Genomic DNA, 17,891 nt, shown 5'->3' on the forward strand with positions numbered 1-17,891 from the left:
TTGATTCTAACTTTTTAAGGAAGACCTATGGGGGAAAGAGAAATTCTTACAGGATAAATAAAAAAGGGGGTGTCTAAACATTAGACACCCCCTTCTCATTTCCAGCTAGTTAAAGCTGTTTTGGCTACTTTAAATTACGTAGTACGTACTGAAGGATACCGCCGTTTGTGATGTAGTTTAATTCATCAGCAGTGTCCACACGTGAAGTAAGCATTGTTTTAACCACTTCGCCGTTAGCTCTTGTGATTGTCATTTCATACTTCATACCTGGTCTAAACTCTCCTTGTGGGTTTAGAGAGATTGTCTCGTTACCTACCAGGCCAAGAGTTTTTCTATCTGTCCCCGCTTCAAATACCAGCGGAAGAACGCCCATACCAATCAGGTTAGATCTGTGGATACGTTCAAAAGATTCTGTCACTACTGCTTTTACACCTTGAAGGAATGTTCCTTTAGCTGCCCAGTCACGTGAAGATCCTGTTCCGTATTCTTTACCAGCGATAACCACAAGTGGAGTTTTTGTTTCGATGTACTTCATTGCTGCATCGTAAATCGGCATCACTTCACCATTTGGTACGTATTTTGTTACGCCACCTTCAGTTCCTGGTGCTGTCTCGTTTTTAATACGGATGTTAGCAAATGTTCCTCTCATCATTACTTCATGGTTACCACGACGTGATCCATAAGAGTTGAAGTCAGCAACTGATACACCTTTTTCAGTTAAGTAAGCCCCTGCTGGAGAAGCTTTTTTGATGTTACCAGCTGGAGAAATGTGGTCAGTCGTAATCGAGTCACCAAAAAGTGCCAGGATGCGAGCGTTATCAACTTTAATTGTGTTGATTTTTCCACCAGTGATGTCTTCAAAGAAAGTTGGGTTTCTGATGTAAGTTGAATCTGGTTCCCAAGAGAAGAAATCTCCTTCTGTCGTCTTGATTGCTTGCCAGTGAGCGTCCCCTTCAAAAACGTTTTCATAACGCTTCTTGAACATTGCACTTGTAAGTTTTCCGTTAAGGATAGTGTTGATTTCTTCGTGAGAAGGCCAGATGTCTTTTAGGTAAACATCTTGTCCATTAGCACCTTTTCCGATTGGATCTTTTGAGATGTTAATGTTGATGTTACCAGCAAGAGCGTAAGCGATAACTAGCGGAGGTGAAGCCAGGTAGTTAGCTTTTACGTCTGGGTTGATACGACCTTCGAAGTTTCTGTTACCAGAAAGAACTGACGTCACAACCAGGTTGTTTGTGTTAACTGACTTAGAGATATTTTCTGGAAGTGGTCCAGAGTTCCCGATACAAGACATACATCCGTATCCTGTCAGTGTGAATCCTAATTCATCAAGAGATTGTTGAAGTCCAGACTCAACAAGGTAGTCTGTTACAACTTTAGACCCAGGAGAAAGAGCTGTTTTAACCCATGGCTGAGACTTAAGCCCTAGAGCTCTTGCTTTTTTCGCCACAAGACCAGCAGCAATCATAACTGATGGGTTTGAAGTGTTCGTGCATGATGTGATTGTAGCGATTGCTACAGCACCATGCTTAAGTTTATAGTCTGCGCCTTCAACTGCGTATTCGTTGTTCACTTGAGCTGGATCAACTTTGAAAGCACCAACAAGTTCTTTTCCGAATGCATCGCTAGCAGCTGTAAGCTCGATCTTATCTTGAGGACGTTTTGGTCCAGATAGAGAAGCTACTACTTTTGAAAGGTCTAGCTCAAGAGTTGAAGTGAACACTGGATCAGCGTCACCTTCATGTAGCCATAGGCCTTGCTCTTTTGCGTAGGCTTCAACTAGAGCTACCTGGTCAGCAGATCTTCCAGTGAATTTTAAATAATCAATTGTCTTTTCGTCGATTGGGAAGAATCCACATGTCGCTCCGTATTCCGGTGCCATGTTGGCGATTGTTGCTCTGTCTGCAAGAGTGAGAGCTTTTACTCCCGGCCCGTAGAATTCAACGAACTTCTCTACTACACCGTGCTTACGCAACATTTGAGTGACAGTTAAAACGATATCTGTCGCAGTGATGCCTTCGTTGATTTTTCCTGTTAGCTTGAAACCAACAACTTCTGGAACAGTCATTGTGACTGATTGTCCAAGCATTGCCGCTTCAGCTTCAATACCACCAACACCCCATCCTAGAACGGCAAGACCGTTAATCATAGTTGTGTGTGAGTCTGTCCCAACACATGTATCTGGGTATGCTGTTGTTTCACCATTTTCAGTTTTAGTCCAAACACCTTGAGCAAGGTATTCAAGGTTAACCTGGTGACAGATCCCTGTTCCTGGAGGAACTACGCGGAAGTTTTTAAATGCTTTTTGTCCCCATTTAAGGAATGTATAGCGCTCTTTGTTTCTTTCGTATTCAAGAGCAACGTTTTTATCAAATGAATCAGATTTCCCGAAGAAATCTACTGCTACCGAGTGATCGATAACTAAATCTACTGGAATAAGTGGGTTGATCTTTTTTGGATCTCCACCAATTTTTTTCATCGCTTCTCTCATCGCTGCTAAATCGACAACTGCTGGAACTCCAGTAAAGTCTTGCATTAAAACGCGCGCAGGATAGTAAGCAATTTCGCGGTCAGATTTTTGAGTTTTTGCCCACTCGTTGATCGCTTTTGCGTCTTCGAATGTAACGTCTTTGCCGTTTTCATGGCGAAGTAAGTTCTCTAATAAAACTTTTAGTGACTTTGGAAGTTTGTCGATGTCTGTTAGACCTAAGTTTTTTGCTTCTTTCAGTGAATAGTAAGCGTAGTTCTTAGAACCAACCTGTAGTGTTTTTTTCACCTTGCTCATGGTGTCTCCTTTGTGTGAGATTAAATGTTTTGTAGGCCTAGTATAATCTTTATAAAAAAGCTCGTCACGAGGGAATTTCCCTCCATTATGAGAAATTCCATGTGTTTGCTGTCTCGAACTCATTCTAGCGTCATTATATACAAGAAAAAATTGAATAAATTGAATAAAATATAGTAGAATTAGGAATATGTTAGACGGAATTGAAGCCCTTATTGCCCTGGAAAAACACGAAACTGTCAGTCAGGCAGCTTTGGCACTGCGATTGACTCAGTCTGCAGTGAGTAAAAGGATCCATGCCCTACAAGTTGAGTTGGATATGAAACTAGTTGAGCCCGATGGCAGACGTCTTAAGCTCACACCGGAAGCGCTGCAATTTTTGAGTAAGGCAAAGCCACTTTTATTAGAACTTAAAAATCTCTCCATCGCACCAGAAACTAAAAGCTCCCACATTTCTCAATTCTCTCTGGCGCTCTCCGACTCTATCGCTGGAAGTTTTGGACCAAAAGTTATTAATCAAACTTTGCGCTCTTTTAAAAATCTCCGTCTCGATATCCACGTCCACCGAAGTTTGATGCTTTTAGAAAACGTGACACTTGGAAAATACCAATTGGGAATCTGTACTTCAAACGATATGCGAAAAGACCTGGCCAGTTTTCATTTAGTCGATGAACCTCTGGCACTGTTACATGCAGAAAATAAAAATAAGCCCAATAAAAATCTTCCGCTTATTACGATTGAAGAAAACTCAGCTACCTGGAAGAGTATTGGACCTACAGTCAAAAAAGAGTACCCGCACCTCTTTTCTAATTCGGTCATTTACGTTGAGTCTTTCCTCGCTGTCTATCAAATGGCCAAAGTTGGCCTGGGCAACGGGCTTATTCCCCTTGGCCTTTGTAAAGAACTTCATATAAAAAAGAATCATTATAAAACACTCAAAGTGAACCGTCCCATTTCGCTGGTGACCAGAAAAACCATCGCTCAACTGGAAATTTTCACGCCGTTTTATAACGAATTAAAAACTAACATTACTGAGTATTTCGACGATATAGACTCATGAAGAAAATCACGTATCTTTTATTAGGCCATCTAAGCCTCGCTCTGGGAATTATCGGTGCCTTTTTGCCGGTTCTTCCGACGACGCCTTTTTTACTCTTGGCCGCTTTCTTCTATTCTAAATCGAGTGCGCGTTTACACATGTGGATGCTCGAGCATAAATACTTAGGTCCTCCCCTAAAAGACTGGCAGCAAAGTGGAGTCATTGGCATCAAGGCAAAATGGCTGGCAACAATCATGATTCTACTTGTGATTGGCTGGCGTTTCCCAAAACTTAATATTGACCTATGGATAAAGATCCTGGCCTCTTCTGTTCTTTTGGCCGTGCTGGTTTTTATCTGGAGTCGTCCTTCGAAGGCAAAATAATGAAAATCTTCCTTGTTCTTTATTTCATCTTTTTTATTCTCTTCTGTTTAGTTCTGCCGACAGTTCGTGTCTGGAGACAACAAAAGATTTTGGCCATCACGTTTAAAAATACTGACAGTGCCCACGACTATATTGGGAAACTTTTTAAAGTTGTTATCCTCGCTGCAGGATTCCCAGCGCTTCTTTATCTTTTTAATGAAGAGAGACTTCCAAGACTTATTCCCCTGGATCTTCCGCCAAGCGTATTTTATTTGGGGCTGATCATTATGGCCGTCTCACTTCTTTGGGTGATGGTTGCTCAAATGCAAATGGCCAATTCCTGGAGAATTGGAATTGATTACGAAAAAAAGACGGAGCTCGTTCACGAGGGCTTCTTTAATTACTCACGCAACCCGATTTATTTGGGAATGCATGGGAGTCTTTTAGGTTTTTTTATGGTCCTTCCTAACGTCTGGTCGCTTGTAGTGTTTTTAATCGCCCACATCTTAATGCAAATCCAAACGCGTTTAGAAGAAGAGTACTTAGAAAAAATGCATGGGGCTTCTTACGCCGAATACAAAAATAAAGTCAGACGCTGGCTCTAGATTATTTACAGTCGGTAATCTTTAATCCCATTGGATCAAAGGTCACCTTCACTGGTTTTTTACTTTTTAGTGAGCCTTGCAGGCACGAAAAGTCTTTATCATCAGCTTTATAAACCCCGGCCTGGTTTAAAAAATCGACATCGTAAACTTTTTTGGTGTCGTTGTATTTTAATCTTGTGGTCACAAAATCTTTTGTCAGTGTCATCGCCTGAACGTTTGCCGCAAATAGAAAGCAAAAAAGAGTTGTTAGTTTCATTATTTACCTCTACTCGCTAAAACTTCAGAAAATTCTTTTAAGACCTGAGTCGCATGCCCCATTTTTTGCTCTTCTGTAATGGGCATATCCATTGGCGCAAAGGGCTCACTTGATGAGATCGCCACAACTGTGCGATCAAAACTTCCACCGTTTAAAGGAAAAGGATAAGTCGTTTTCATGATCGGACCTTTATAACCTCTGTCCATTTTGGCAACCCATTGATCAACAGTCACGGCCTTCTCAGTTAACGAAGGATCGATAACATATTTTTCAATTGTCCCATCTTTCTTTTTAACTTCGACAACTGGGGCAACGTGATAGTTCCACTCAATATCTGTCCCAGGAACTTTTAAATCCCCTTTAATCCAGACTTTTTGAGCGGCAATTCCCATTTGCTCAAATCGGCGAGACATGATGTGTGCGCGAGCGTAACAACCATCGTATTTGTAGCCAAAAGGAATATCTTTCATATTCTTGGCGTCAGTGAAAAGTTTTTGCACTTCTTCTTCTGTTAAATACTTTGTGACAGGTTTTGGAATCGAGATGTCTTTTAAGTGATCAAAGTTTTGAATAACGCTGTTATCGATAATTTTCCCTTGGTATAAGCATCCAAGAGATTGCCCTTTTTTCTTATCGACGTAATAAGAGCTAATGCTCCCGTCAACCATTTTTAAGTATTCCACCAGCTCGGCTTCAGAGAGATGATCTCTCATCTCTTTTCCAATTTTCTTTTGCAGAGAAAAGAGGTCTTTAATGTCGTTGCTACTGCAAAGCCCTTCAGCATCGGCCGTAAAATTATTTTCACTCAGGTTTGTCAGGTAGTTAAAACTCGACTTACTCGCTTCATACTTTGAAGGAACCATTAAAGAGGGATCAATATCCGCTTTTAAAAGACGTGGATCATAAAGCTCTTCATCCCCTGCGCTCTTTTCTTCTGCTAAATAAGTCACTCCATCTTTTCCAGTGGCCTTAAAGTCGCCGACCACTAGCTGGGCCTGGCCTTCTTTCATCTTTAAGACAGAAGGACCTTGGAAAGAATTTTCTGTTGGCAGGAAGGCCAGGACTTTTTCATCCGATCCAGGCTTTTGGCATGAGTAATACTCACATTTCACGTTGCCGTATAATTCATCAAGTTTTGTTTCTGCTTGAGAGAGTTTTCTCGTCTCCCCCATGCGGCACTGGTAAGCTTCCTTCTCATTTCCAATCGTCAGGTTAAGTTCTTTTTCCCCACCCTTATTGTTTTTTAAGTATTCTTTTGCATCCGCTACCAGCTCTTGCGCCAGAGGATGCTTCACGCCTTTAAGCGATGAGATCACAGCTTTAGTGTCGCTGATTCTTTTGGCCTTTGAATCAGGAGCTTTTGATCTTAAGTAATCAGATGCTTCAAACAAAACACGCGTTCCATCTGAAACTTTATCGACTAATTTAACAATGGGATATTTACTGCCACTTTTAGTAACTGCAGAAAATCCATACCCCGTATCGACGACCAGAATTTTTTCAGCGTCTTTCTGGCAAACAAAAACACCTGCTGAATCTTTCGGACAATCAAGTGCTCGTCCTTCGATTTCAATTGTCGCTCCATGAACAACGGCATTCAAAACGAAATAACAAATGACAAACAAACCGGCGCAAAGCTTTCTCATTTTTTCTTCCTAAAAAAGGGACTGGAATTAACCCAGGTAGCTTGAAATGGTAAACTTCTTTCCCTGGAAAAAGACGTGACTTTTCCCGCAGAAAGAGAGTTGATCCTTCTCAATAATGATACCTCCCCCGTCTGCACAGGCATATAGAGGTAAATTTGACTTCTTAGAATGGTGTTTTAATTCGGCATCGTAGCGCTTGGAGTTTTTATAGTGAGGAAAAAACTCAAAGTTGACCAGTCTCATGGCCGAGAGGTTCTTCATGTCCCAAGGGTTCTCATCGCGGTCAAAATGCGGGAAACTCGCCGTATGCACGTGTGGAGTCAAGACAATGGCCCCGGCCGAAAGACCGCAAAGCACTCCCCCTCTCTTGAGAAACTTCTTAAAATGGCCGAACATTTTGTTCTTCTTTAAATGCTTTAAAAAATAAAAAGTGTTTCCTCCACCTAAAAAGATCAGGTCACTTTTTAAAACTTCATTCAAAAGAGTTTTAGTAAAAGGTGTATCCACGCAAAAGTGGATAAAACGCTGAACGCCGAGCTTTGAGAACTCTTCAACAAAGAACTTAAAGTCTTCTTCGGCATCGTATGAGCTTGAAGGAATAAATGTCAGTTTAGGAACATCAGCACCAGTGAGTTCGAGGGCGCGCTTATTAAGGAATTGGTTTTCCTTTTCGCCGCCTCCGGAATAGAGAACTATTTTCATATTCCGTCTCTAAACTCTCGTACGATCTGTAGCATGCCTTTTACCAGGCGCGATTGTTCTTTTTCACTTTCAAAGTTAGAAGGCTTTCTGTCTTTATCCGGATTCAGGTTCTGATAGTCAGTGAATTCTTTTAAAATTCCCTGGATCTCTTCTGCTCCCAGCTTCGGACGTTGGTTCATCACTTTTTGAACGATGGTTGTAATCGAATCTCCAGTCACGCGGTCGTACTTGTTAATAACTGACGAGCGCATAGACACGTCTAACAGGACTTTTTCCGGCGCAGTCTTAAACTTTGCCGCTACTTTATTAAGTAACTTTATATAATTTTTCTGATAACTTCTGATTTTTAAGTCTCGTCTTAACGAGCGCTTCAAATCGGCCTTCGTAGCATAGCTTGACTTGATCACGTCTAAGAATTCAGCCTCACTTACCTTCCCGTCCAATCCACGAGAAAGATAAATTTGCGGAAGCTCTCTTAAGATATCGCGCATACAGAAGATCGCATTCCAGTTAATTCCATCTGGTACTTTTTGTGGACCTTTAACTGACTTGGCCATTTCAAAGTAGCTGAAGTCTTCTCTGAAGTCTTCTACGTCTTTTCTGCAGTTTTCTAAAAGAAAGTCGACATACTTTTGCGGGTATCCGATTTTTCTTAGGATATTTCTGTTTTTATAATCAAAGAAGCGTTTATCAAATGTCACAACCGAGTGGTGGTTTTTATAATCTTCAATTGATTTTTTCTTTTCATTCTTAATGTAGTCAACAATCTGAGCAAACGTCTGAACGATGTAGCGTGCTTTTTGTTTTTGCTCTTTAATTGATGTCGACCAGCGCTGAACATCATCGTAACGGTATTCATGGTGGTAAAGACCGAACTGACGGACTGATCCGTAGTCGATGATTCCCCCATCCATCAGGATGTTATCTCCATCCCAATCCAACCAACAAAAAATATACTGGTCTTCAAAGTTTGCGGCCATTTCAGCAAATGTCTCAGTCACTTGATTTAAGAAATAGTCGTAAATAGTTTTTGAATCTGATGGAACGTTCTTCCAGACTTTGTTTTTAGTCTGGCGTTCAATATAGTAATCCACCATTCTCTTAAGTGTCGGGAGATTGTTTTGTTTTAAGTGATTAAACATATGCGATGGACGAAGAAGATTGTCGTGCACGCGAATGTTAATTGCTAACCCTTTTTGAAATTCAATGATCCCTAAAACGCGTTCTGTTTCCAGTCCGTTTTTAGCTAAAACTTCACTGAAGAAAAGTGAACTTAGTCCTTCATCTTTTTCCGAGTAACCACAGCCATAAGAAACCGTCGGGTCTCCAGTTTGATAGAATTTTTTATTGATATTGCAAGCAGGGCTTAGCTTTGTTGCTCCCGTTCCACAGCTTGAAACGTCCCATGTTCTTGTGCCTTTAGAAATTTGCCCGTTCCAGATACTTCTTCCATCTCCCGATGTCGTCCCCTTCTTGCACGGGTGCTGCAACTGAAGGTAACGAGTGGCCATGTAAGTGTTGGGTCTGATTTCTTCTTTCGGGAAATTAAAATTATTCATCATATCGTATTCGTTTATGATGACGATACTGAATGTGTTTAGGATTTCTTCTTTGAGTTCTTTAGTGAGTTCATTTGGATGATTTTCTGGGATGAGTCCGATTTCACGAGCGAGATCAAAATTGAAGAAGGCCACTTGTCCGCCATGCCTTGTCCTCACCTGATACTCTACCACCGCTTCGGGGACGTTCTTTTTCAGAGGGTGACTTCCGTCTATCTCCCTGAATTTTCCGTAAGGGTTAGTGTCTTTGCTTGGTTTTGACTCTTTTAATTTTGTATTTCCCATACCTTATTGTCAGAGATTCCAAAAAAAAATTCCAATAAATTTTCACTGGGCAAATTCTCATAGGCAAAACATTCCCTTACATCTGGCCCCAATGGGCCTCCTAGGGACTCTCCAATGACGTTAGAGCGAAGAATAATAAGTTGGCCTTAACAATTCATGTGAGAGTTGCTTATAAAAAATAAGTGCTCCTGCTCATAGTATAAAGCATTTTGCTCTAGTATTTATTTTTTCAATAAATCACTGAAATATTCGACACATCCACCGATAGGATGGGTGTCAAATAATCTCTTTTTTAAGGACCCTCGTATGTCTCTACGCTTATCTCTGCTACTTTTTATTTCTCTTTCTGCTCTGTACTCATGTTCAACTATTAGTAAAAAAGACTGTTTTAAAGATATGAAGGAACTCGGCCTTCTCCAAGGGCGACAAGGCTCTCCTGTGAAGTACACAGACGACCTCAGAAACGTATGTATGGGAAGAAACCCAAGCATTGATCTTGAAGCTTATGAAAAAGGATTTTATCAAGGATGGATGGAGTACTGCCTTCCTAACCGTGCTTTTGAAATGGGGAAGCGCTCTGACCGCTACTTCAGTTTCTGCCCGGCCGAACGCGAGAGTATGTTTAGAGAAAAATACCTCATTGGAAAACATGTCTTTGAATTAAAAGATGAAGAAGAAGAATTAAAAGAGCGCCTGGAAGAATTAAAACCAACAATCACAACGAACTCTGCCGACAGCGACGAGTACCACAAAATCCAAAAAGGACTGGAAAAACTAAGAAGTGAAATCCAGGCCCTGGAAATTGAAGGCGCTAAAAATACGTTTAAATTCCGTTAGTCCACTCTAAAGAGAGCAAACTTCAGGTAACGAAGCTCTTCCATCGCCAATGGGTATGGATGGTCAAAAGGCTGTCCTCCCAGATAAACGAGAGTCCCTCTTTTTCTTGTTTTAGAAAAAGACTCGCGGCAAATATCCAGGAATTGATCTGTTGAGATATGGCTTGAGCACGAGCTGGCCGCAAAAAACCCATTGCCCTTAACCAGCTTAAGTGAGTTGGCAAAAACTTTGGTGTAAGCAGCTGTCGCTGTCTCCACAGCTTTTTGATTGGGAGCAAAGCTTGGTGGATCGGTAATAACCAGGTCCCATTTCTGTTTGCTCTTAATTTGTTCATCAATAAAAAGAAAAGCGTCTTCTGCCACTGCATTGTGCTTGGTCTTCAGGTCGTTGACTTCAAAGTTTCTTTTTGAAGCTTCAATCGCTGCTTTAGCGATATCCACACTGGTCACTTCACTCGCTCCCCCATGGGCCGCAAATATAGAAAATCCTCCAGTATAACTAAAAAGATTCAAGACACTTTTACTGTGAGAGAACTGAGAGATCAGTTTTCTGTTGTCTCGCTGATCAAGAAAGAAGCCAGTCTTGGCAGCATCGCGGATGTTGCTGGCAAAGAAGCTTCCATTTTCTTTAAAGATAACTTCCGGTTGCAGGGTTCCTACGATATCGATCCCCTTAACCTCTTCATCATTTCTTCTTTTGTAATAAACATTTTTAATAAACGGCATATCGTTTTGAAGTTTCTCTGCGATTCCTGCGTGATTATAAAAACGCTCCATCACCGGGTGATCGTGCTTAATCACGGCCGTGTGGTCATAAACGTCAATGATAAGCCCTGGCATCCCATCCCCTTCTCCATTGACCAGGCGAAAACTATTAGTCGCTTCACTTCTAAAGTGCTGGCGGATCATGATAGCGCGGGATAATTGGATCTCACTCCAGTGAGTGATAGTGTGGGCAATGTTATTTAAACGGACATAAGGCTCTTCACAAAGACAAAGAAGCCTAAAACGAAGTTGAGTGTCGGCCTGAACCAGACCGATAGCGACCGAGTCTTTTCGCGATTTTAAAACCGCAAGCCCTGTTGGAGTTTTTCCGTCAAAGCAGTCGGCAAAGATCCATCTGTGTCCACGCAGGAGGTGTTTATTCACGTCGCGGATCAGTTGAATTTCTGGGATGGCACTATCTGGAACATTCACCAAAGGAGTCTTAGTCACGGGCTTTCCTTATATATAAAAATAACGAGTCTTCTTCTTAGTCTAAAACACGACCTACGGCAACCAAGGGTCTTTTAAAAGACCGGACGGTGACGACAAAAATGATATCCAAAAGGCCATCCTGGTCATCTTGAGACAGCTACCAGTCGCCCAAAAACAGACATAAGTCATTAATAAACAAAGGCTTTATTTATTGTAACCTGCAAACAGGAGTGCTGACTACAGACGTACATAAAAATTACACAACCTCTGGAGACTTTTTTGGAGACAGATTAAACTGCAGACAGATTAAAACTGAACATTTGGTAAAAAAATGGAACACACACAGCCCCACACAACAACACATGAATCGGCAGCCCCCACTGCCATTCAACCGAAGAATGAAAAGCCCGTGATCTATGATTATGTGGATTATAGGGCTTTCCTTTCGGACTCTCTGGCACACATCCAGACAAAAAACTCTAAGTACTCTGCAACTGCCTACGTAAGACAAGCTGGTTTCGGAGAGAATTCTCGTGGATATTTCAACCTGATCATGAGCGGAAAGAGAAACCTTTCTTCTTCTACGATCCTGGGTTTTGCTCGTACATTAAAATTAAGCGAAAAAGAAACTTTCCACTTTGAGAATCTGGTTCACTACAACCAGGCGACAACTGAAAAAGAAAAGACTCTTTATTTCGAACGCATCAATAAAAACATGAAAGGTAAAACCTCTCCTGCGTTTGAACTTTTAAAGTCACAGTACAACTACTTCTCTCAATGGTACATGGTTGCTATCAGAGAGCTTGTGTCTCTTGACTCATTTAAAGAAGACTACGATTTCATCGCTAAAAAGCTAAGAAATAAAGTAGCAAAAAAAGAAATCATCGAAGCTATCAATGACCTGATCACGCTGGGGCTTTTAGGCCGCGATGCCAATGGGAAATTGATCCAGACTGATGACTTGATCAACTTTACTGACAACTCAATGAACTACACGGTGGTGAATGCCCTTCACTCACAATTTTTAGATAAAGCAAAAGAAACGTTGAGCGAAGACGCTTATAACAACCGCTCGGCAAGCTGTGTAGTCCTGGCAACAGATAAAGAAAACTTCGACAAAATCAGAGAAGAAGTTAAGGCATTCAGAGAGCATATTATGAACAAGTATGCCACGAACAATGCCAAAGTTGACTGCGTATTAAACTTGGGAATCCAATTAAACCATATTACGACTTTAGAATAATTTGAGGAGCACACACATGAAAACAACATTACTTATCCTTACTCTGGTTCTTGGTACATCTCTAACAGCAGAAGCTCGCGTTGAGCGCGAAGGTGGAGCGACAAAAGTTTCAAAAGGAAGCGGGACAAATATCGGTGGTGGAAACATCGGTTCTGAATACCTGGCCACATGGTGCAGAGGTCAGACAAGTCTTCTAAGAAACTTCAGAGACAAGGCACGCTTAAAACTAGACAACACTGGTGACTACAATATCGCCAATAAAATTCTTACTGACGGGATTATTCAGGCACTACAAAGTGGAAACAATGCTAAAGATACATTCCTACACAAGAGCTTGACTCGCGGTCTGACAATCTCAAACCACCTGGGAGCGACTCTTGGTGGAAACACTGAAAGAAAGGCCATGGCCGCTAACCACATCCTAAACAGCTACTACGATTTTATGATTGAAACAGTGGCAAAAAACCTGGACCTGAATGGAAAGATCCCGTTCATGGACGCTGATAGCGAAAACATGGACCAAAGAGCGGCCCGTTTCGAAGAAAACTTCGTCATTTATGCTTCAACTCAGCTGGACTGGATTTTAGATACACTGGTTAAGGAAGTGCGCCTGGGAGACAGAATCCAGACGGTACCAGTAGGTGACGCTCGCTCGGTGATTAAAGTGGCCCTAACCCTGTCAGCGGCGACGGCAAGTGATTTGGATGAGTCTTTATGGAACTACCGCTTTAGCTGCGCTATTTCGGACCTACAGATCCTAAACGAGACGCTTAAGACTTACGACCAAGGCAACAAGGAAATGTTTGAGGACGAAAAACAGGCCCTTACCTACACGGCCTCTGAAATCAAAAGGATTTCAAAGAGCTTAAGACTTAAAGAAAGCTGTCAATAATTTAAACACTTTTAAAAAGGCCTGGTAAATATTCCAGGCCTTCCCTATTTTCCCCTAAAATTCCCTAAAATGGGGGAATGAAATCAACTAAACTCTTAGCCTTCTTCATGGCCCTTGCCATGACCCTTATCCCGGCCGCTGTATCGGCGCAGGAAGGCTTCGTGCGTTTTTCTATCGATAAAAAAATCTTTTCCGACATGAGTACCACTCAACAAAATGCACTTATCACAAGAACTCAGGAACTAGTTCAGTTCATCGACCGCGATGTGAGAAAAAAAATCCCGGCCGATATTCTAGCAAAAATCCAGGATCTAAAAATTAAAATTTCCCTGACGGATATGCCGGGACGTGATGGTCTTTTTGTCCCTCAAGATACTTCTGAACAAGTTATTCAAGTCCAGTTAGTGCAAGTCTACTCAAATGGGATTAAGGCCCTACTGGCCCACGAAATTTATCACGCCATTCATTTCTCAATCAATCCAGATGAACTTCCATGGGTGCGCGAAGGAATGGCCCAGGTTTTTGAATTTATCGCTACTGGTGAGTTAAATGGAATGAACTTGTATGCGGCCATCAACGACCCGATGACTCCGCTTTATGGCGAGTACTCTCCTGAAGAAAAATTCCCAGCTCAATACGGACATAATCAACTTTACTTCTACTACCTGTACTCTCACTGTGGGAAAGAGTCATTTTTCTGGAAATTAACAGCAGGAAAAAATCAACTTAAAGGCTCATTTCTCATTGACGAAATTCTTGGTGAATTAAATCTTTCATCAACTGAGTGCCGCGACTTCTCAGAGAGCGCAATTAGTTTTGAAGTGGCGAAAGTTCACAATCAAATGCAATTTACAAATATCTCCCAAAGGAACAAATACTTTCTTTACCCTGGAGATATCTCTCCTCGCTTTAAAAAAGTTCAGAGTGCAGAAGAATTTAAAACACTAATGGATAATATGCCGGCGTTGAGTTCATATCGACTGCCTTTGGAAGAGTTAGCGAAATATAAAATGCCAACAGGAAATTTTGCTATTTTTTACGCTTCAAACGGCTTTCCTTACGAAGTAAGTGAGTCAGCCCCTCTAAAGGGCAAGGGAATAAGCGCTATCATAGTGAAATTAGGGCAGTAACAGTGCAGACTGATGTCAGCTCAAAATGTGCACGATGAACAAAGAGAAATTGAAAAAAATATAGAAATTGGTAAAAACAACACAACAACAAAACAACTTTCTTGGAGAAAAAAATGAAAAACACACTTATGATTCTTGGACTTGTAGGACTAATGGCAACTAGCCCACTAATGGCAGAAACAAAAATCAACAAAACAAACACGGCAACTGAATATGATTCAGTATCAAGCTTCTGCCGCGATCGTCTTTCGGTATTAAAAAATGCTTACCGTCAGGCAGAGATTGAAGCACAAGCTGGAAACCCTGGTGTTTCAGCGGCCATCCTTGAAAAAGGTCTGGTAGATGCTGCTAACAGAATCTCTCCTCGTTACGCTCAGACTCTTACTTCAAAGGCAATCCAAAGAGGGATCACTCTTTTAAATGAACTTAAAGTAACGGCCGATAGCAAACAAAAAACGAGAGCGATCAACCACTTCCTATTTAACTATTTCCTTTTCATCGAAAACGTTTCTAACCGTCTGGACATCCCATATTTCCAGACTGGAAGTGCTTTCTCACGCGTAAGCGCTTCAAACGCTCAATTCGAAAGACTATTTGTTAACTTCGCTAGCGAACAAGTAAAAATGGTTTTAGATACAATGAGCACTGAAGATGGAAGAACAATCTACCCGATCGGAAGCCCAACTCTTCTTCTTACAGCTCTAAGAGTGACAACTCAAGCAATGGCCAATGATCTTTCAGAGTCGATCTTTGCTATGAGATACGCTTGTACAATCCAGGCCCTTGAAACAGCTTCTCAAGATATCGCTTTCTACTTAAACACTCGCGCTTCTTACGCTGACGAATTCGTCGCTGTTCAAGAGCTTGTTGGAGCAGTAAAAAGAGCAACAGCTAAGGGATGTGCTTCATACGGCAACGACTCTTACGGTGAAGCTCAACCAAAGACAACTGACGCTCTAAGATCATCAATCACTCTTTACAGCGGGACAACTCAACAAGTAAGACTGAACTCTGGACGTTACATTAAAAAGCTAATCATCAGTGCAGAAGGGATCAGAAACGATGCAATGTTTGATGTAGTGGTTAACGGTGATGTAAAAGGAACAATCTACGTTCCAGGAAGAGACCCTTCTTACTTCGTGACTGTTGAAGACTACGCTGATTCAATCGAACTGGTATCTAGAGGTGGAAATGCTCTTGTTTCTCGCATCCTGGTTGTTGCTGAGTAATCACTGCCCAAAAAATAAAAGACTTCACAAGGCCCGGTTAAACCGGGCCTTTTTTATTGGACTTTAGGAAGCTTCAGCATATTGATAATGGCCCCACTCAAGATGATCCCCGCCCCTAACAATTGTTTAGAGCTCAGAGTCTCCCCCAGTAAAAACCAAGAGAGAAACATCGCTGTCGGCGTAATGATGTAATAGACGATTCCAGAGGTCGTCGTTGGAACATGGGCCACAACCCTCGACCACAACGAATGGGCCACAAAGGTTCCTAAAACCCCTAAAAAAAGCAATCCTAACCAGTCCCTTAGGACTAGCTCTCCCCAATTGGCGTTGGGAACTAGAAAGACATACCCTAAAAAGGCCACAGAGAACTGGGCAAAGGTCCTGGTCTCCATATTAAAGGCATGGGCCTTTTGTAATTGAATGGGGATTGTTGCATAAAAAGAAGCACTGATTAAAGCGAGAGTAAAACCAACTGTTCCCTTGTCATTTAGATCCCAGCTTGGAAGTACAAAGAAGACTCCAACTAAAATTAAAAGCAGACAAAAAATATTTTTTGGTCTCACGTGATAGCCTAAAAAATAGGCCCCGTAAAAAATCATCTGGATTCCGTAGGTCGCCATTCCCAATACAGTCATTGAGGGCGAGCCAAGTTTTACAGAAAATGTGTATGTGATCCAATGACAAAAAAAAGTTGCGCCGATTAAGAGAAGTTTCCAGGCGTCTTTTTCTTTATAGACTTTCCAGTTGATTTTTCTTCTCCAATACAGAGAGACAAGTAACGTCCCTACAGAAAGTCTGAAGAACCCCATCGCAAAAGGATTGGCCGCGCAGTACTTAATGACTAAAGGGACGAAGGAGAAAATTCCAATGGCCCAGAACATTTCGATGAACATAGATGATTATTATAAAGAGTTTTAGATGTAAAAAACAGAATATAAATTCACTTCAAAAAATTAATTATCTTTCTGAATAATCCGCTACACGAGTCAGAAGAAGTGGGAGAAACAGACGATTTCACTTGAGGGTCAAAAGCAGAGCGTCCACGAAAATTTCGCACTGGCATTTTAAAAGTATTATTAATGGCTTTAACCTTAGTGTTATAAAAATAGATAGGAATTTTAAGCTTTTTTAACTTTTCCAGTGTTGCTGTGCTGGTCTTAGGAGAAATCCAAAATTCTTCAATGTCTGAAATTGAAAGCTTCCCCCAAATTTGGGCCTCATAGTAACGAAAAACTTCTGGGGCTTCCTTTCTGGTTGAAAAAAAAGTTTCTCCTTGAACCAGATCCTCTGGCGTGGCGTAACTATCCATTGGAGTCCAGGTCATTCTTTTTCTTAAATTGTCTTTTGGGATGGCCACAATTTCACCATAACCAAAAGCAATAGCGTCTTCTGATAAATCCTTGGGAACAAGAAAGGCACTCTTAGGCCTAAGTTCATCCATTTTCTTTCTGGCCAGCTCATTCTTTGGCGATGAAAAATCAAGCCCACTCAGAACGCTTTCAACGCTCACACGGTCTCTACGATAATCGTGAACAGTCCCCCCGGTATCGTTAGCTCGAATGTGATCATCAGACACCTGGTGAATATTTAGAAACTCTTTTTCTCTAATGACATCATCTAAAAGTTTCTCTGGGAAAAAAAGCTGCACATCAGACGTATGAAGAAAACCCTTTGCAAATGAGGCGTCAGCGTCCCTGTTTTGCTGAGCAATTCGCTCAATAATAGATTCTGCGATTTCTTCTGAAGAATAATTCAGTAAAATAGACTCCGGAATCCTGTCGCCTTCTTTAAGATTGATTATTTCAAGAATGGCCTTCTTTTTTGAAATGCGCTCAACATGATGTTCTTTATAATAAATCTCTTCTTCTGAATCGGTGACTCCAGATTCTTCAAAAGATTTAACGGCGCGATCAATGGCCAATGAAGAGCTTGCAAGTTTTCGTTCAGGTAAAGAATGAGCACAAGAATGCATTAGAAATGAGATAAGAATAAAAAGGAATCGAGATGGGTATATAGATAGTTTCATTAACAGACCTATCGGTCCTAACTAAAAAAACCTTAGCTCGCCACGTAGATGTAACTGACTGAAAAACAAAAGGCCATCCGAAGATGGCCTTAATCATAT

At 41.3% G+C, this 17,891-nt stretch carries 16 protein-coding genes; 8 read left to right on the top strand and 8 right to left on the bottom strand.

Features of this window, described 5'->3' with window-relative positions; all coding sequences use genetic code 11:
• Positions 1-124 precede the first annotated feature (124 nt).
• Positions 125-2,788 (bottom strand): aconitate hydratase AcnA, encoded by a 2,664-nt coding sequence (gene acnA, locus AC6JA8_RS13310; RefSeq protein ID WP_497974233.1) that lies wholly within the window; start codon positions 2,786-2,788, stop codon positions 125-127.
• Positions 2,789-2,975: 187 nt separating this feature from the next.
• On the opposite strand from acnA, the gene AC6JA8_RS13315 reads away from it, so the two are divergent.
• Genes AC6JA8_RS13315 through AC6JA8_RS13325 form a run of 3 tightly spaced genes read left to right on the top strand, consistent with a single transcriptional unit; the run spans position 2,976 to position 4,791 of the window.
• Entirely contained in the window at positions 2,976-3,845 is an 870-nt protein-coding gene (locus tag AC6JA8_RS13315; protein WP_102244294.1) for a LysR family transcriptional regulator, read from the top strand.
• Positions 3,842-4,207: a YbaN family protein gene (locus AC6JA8_RS13320; protein ID WP_497974234.1), complete on the top strand. Its 366-nt coding sequence runs from the start codon at positions 3,842-3,844 to the stop codon at positions 4,205-4,207. Before AC6JA8_RS13315 ends, AC6JA8_RS13320 begins: the two co-directional genes overlap by 4 nt.
• Positions 4,207-4,791 carry a methyltransferase family protein gene (locus AC6JA8_RS13325; protein WP_497974235.1) on the top strand — a complete coding sequence of 195 codons (585 nt, stop codon included), beginning with the start codon at positions 4,207-4,209 and terminating at the stop codon, positions 4,789-4,791. The genes AC6JA8_RS13320 and AC6JA8_RS13325 overlap by 1 nt, the downstream gene beginning before the upstream one ends.
• A gap of 1 nt (position 4,792) precedes the next feature.
• Here AC6JA8_RS13325 and AC6JA8_RS13330 read toward each other — a convergent pair whose 3' ends face one another.
• From AC6JA8_RS13330 to AC6JA8_RS13345, 4 genes are read right to left on the bottom strand one after another with little or no spacing between them, the layout of a single operon-like run.
• Positions 4,793-5,047 carry a hypothetical protein gene (locus tag AC6JA8_RS13330; RefSeq protein WP_497974236.1) on the bottom strand — a complete coding sequence of 85 codons (255 nt, stop codon included), beginning with the start codon at positions 5,045-5,047 and terminating at the stop codon, positions 4,793-4,795.
• On the bottom strand, positions 5,047-6,693 hold the full coding sequence (locus tag AC6JA8_RS13335; RefSeq protein WP_497974237.1) for a protein-glutamine glutaminase family protein: 1,647 nt from the start codon (positions 6,691-6,693) through the stop codon (positions 5,047-5,049). Before AC6JA8_RS13335 ends, AC6JA8_RS13330 begins: the two co-directional genes overlap by 1 nt.
• A gap of 27 nt (positions 6,694-6,720) precedes the next feature.
• Positions 6,721-7,395 (bottom strand): Type 1 glutamine amidotransferase-like domain-containing protein, encoded by a 675-nt coding sequence (locus AC6JA8_RS13340; protein ID WP_491636920.1) that lies wholly within the window; start codon positions 7,393-7,395, stop codon positions 6,721-6,723.
• Positions 7,392-9,239: a hypothetical protein gene (locus AC6JA8_RS13345; protein ID WP_497974238.1), complete on the bottom strand. Its 1,848-nt coding sequence runs from the start codon at positions 9,237-9,239 to the stop codon at positions 7,392-7,394. The genes AC6JA8_RS13340 and AC6JA8_RS13345 overlap by 4 nt, the downstream gene beginning before the upstream one ends.
• Positions 9,240-9,545: 306 nt before the next feature.
• On the opposite strand from AC6JA8_RS13345, the gene AC6JA8_RS13350 reads away from it, so the two are divergent.
• Positions 9,546-10,076, top strand: a complete 531-nt coding sequence (locus AC6JA8_RS13350; protein WP_497974239.1) for a DUF2799 domain-containing protein — start codon at positions 9,546-9,548, stop codon at positions 10,074-10,076.
• Here the strand turns inward: AC6JA8_RS13350 and AC6JA8_RS13355 are convergent.
• Entirely contained in the window at positions 10,073-11,290 is a 1,218-nt protein-coding gene (locus AC6JA8_RS13355) for a class I SAM-dependent rRNA methyltransferase (RefSeq protein ID WP_497974240.1), read from the bottom strand. The two genes, AC6JA8_RS13350 and AC6JA8_RS13355, sit on opposite strands and share 4 nt — an antisense overlap.
• A gap of 313 nt (positions 11,291-11,603) precedes the next feature.
• Here AC6JA8_RS13355 and AC6JA8_RS13360 point away from each other — a divergent pair, with 313 nt between their 5' ends.
• The 4 genes from AC6JA8_RS13360 (at position 11,604) to AC6JA8_RS13375 (ending at position 15,766) form a co-directional block, all read left to right on the top strand.
• A complete protein-coding gene (locus AC6JA8_RS13360) occupies positions 11,604-12,515 on the top strand; it encodes a TIGR02147 family protein (RefSeq protein ID WP_497974241.1) in 912 nt (303 codons plus the stop codon).
• A gap of 16 nt (positions 12,516-12,531) precedes the next feature.
• Positions 12,532-13,407, top strand: coding sequence for a hypothetical protein (locus AC6JA8_RS13365; RefSeq protein WP_497974242.1), 876 nt, complete (start codon positions 12,532-12,534; stop codon positions 13,405-13,407).
• A 77-nt stretch (positions 13,408-13,484) separates the two neighbouring features.
• Positions 13,485-14,537: a hypothetical protein gene (locus AC6JA8_RS13370; protein WP_497974243.1), complete on the top strand. Its 1,053-nt coding sequence runs from the start codon at positions 13,485-13,487 to the stop codon at positions 14,535-14,537.
• 113 nt (positions 14,538-14,650) lie between these two features.
• Entirely contained in the window at positions 14,651-15,766 is a 1,116-nt protein-coding gene (locus tag AC6JA8_RS13375; protein WP_497974244.1) for a hypothetical protein, read from the top strand.
• Between the two features lie 53 nt (positions 15,767-15,819).
• Here AC6JA8_RS13375 and AC6JA8_RS13380 read toward each other — a convergent pair whose 3' ends face one another.
• The gene (locus AC6JA8_RS13380) at positions 15,820-16,659 is read right to left on the bottom strand and encodes a DMT family transporter (RefSeq protein ID WP_497974245.1); all 840 of its coding nucleotides are present in this window, start codon (positions 16,657-16,659) and stop codon (positions 15,820-15,822) included.
• 47 nt (positions 16,660-16,706) lie between these two features.
• Positions 16,707-17,738 carry a hypothetical protein gene (locus AC6JA8_RS13385; RefSeq protein WP_497974246.1) on the bottom strand — a complete coding sequence of 344 codons (1,032 nt, stop codon included), beginning with the start codon at positions 17,736-17,738 and terminating at the stop codon, positions 16,707-16,709.
• Between the last annotated feature and the right edge of the window lie 153 nt (positions 17,739-17,891).

It is taken from the genome of Bacteriovorax sp. HI3, from assembly GCF_059738875.1.

Bases quoted from the DNA above. Each gene is read 5' to 3' on its own strand.
- AC6JA8_RS13350 (WP_497974239.1), top strand. From the start codon at position 9,546: ATGTCTCTACGCTTATCTCTGCTACTTTTTATTTCTCTTTCTGCTCTG.
- AC6JA8_RS13345 (WP_497974238.1), bottom strand. From the start codon at position 9,239: ATGGGAAATACAAAATTAAAAGAGTCAAAACCAAGCAAAGACACTAAC.
- AC6JA8_RS13315 (WP_102244294.1), top strand. From the start codon at position 2,976: ATGTTAGACGGAATTGAAGCCCTTATTGCCCTGGAAAAACACGAAACT.
- acnA (WP_497974233.1), bottom strand. From the start codon at position 2,788: ATGAGCAAGGTGAAAAAAACACTACAGGTTGGTTCTAAGAACTACGCT.
- AC6JA8_RS13335 (WP_497974237.1), bottom strand. From the start codon at position 6,693: ATGAGAAAGCTTTGCGCCGGTTTGTTTGTCATTTGTTATTTCGTTTTG.
- AC6JA8_RS13340 (WP_491636920.1), bottom strand. From the start codon at position 7,395: ATGAAAATAGTTCTCTATTCCGGAGGCGGCGAAAAGGAAAACCAATTC.
- AC6JA8_RS13325 (WP_497974235.1), top strand. From the start codon at position 4,207: ATGAAAATCTTCCTTGTTCTTTATTTCATCTTTTTTATTCTCTTCTGT.
- AC6JA8_RS13375 (WP_497974244.1), top strand. From the start codon at position 14,651: ATGAAAAACACACTTATGATTCTTGGACTTGTAGGACTAATGGCAACT.
- AC6JA8_RS13330 (WP_497974236.1), bottom strand. From the start codon at position 5,047: ATGAAACTAACAACTCTTTTTTGCTTTCTATTTGCGGCAAACGTTCAG.
- AC6JA8_RS13385 (WP_497974246.1), bottom strand. From the start codon at position 17,738: ATGCATTCTTGTGCTCATTCTTTACCTGAACGAAAACTTGCAAGCTCT.
- AC6JA8_RS13320 (WP_497974234.1), top strand. From the start codon at position 3,842: ATGAAGAAAATCACGTATCTTTTATTAGGCCATCTAAGCCTCGCTCTG.
- AC6JA8_RS13365 (WP_497974242.1), top strand. From the start codon at position 12,532: ATGAAAACAACATTACTTATCCTTACTCTGGTTCTTGGTACATCTCTA.
- AC6JA8_RS13360 (WP_497974241.1), top strand. From the start codon at position 11,604: ATGGAACACACACAGCCCCACACAACAACACATGAATCGGCAGCCCCC.
- AC6JA8_RS13380 (WP_497974245.1), bottom strand. From the start codon at position 16,659: ATGTTCATCGAAATGTTCTGGGCCATTGGAATTTTCTCCTTCGTCCCT.
- AC6JA8_RS13370 (WP_497974243.1), top strand. From the start codon at position 13,485: ATGAAATCAACTAAACTCTTAGCCTTCTTCATGGCCCTTGCCATGACC.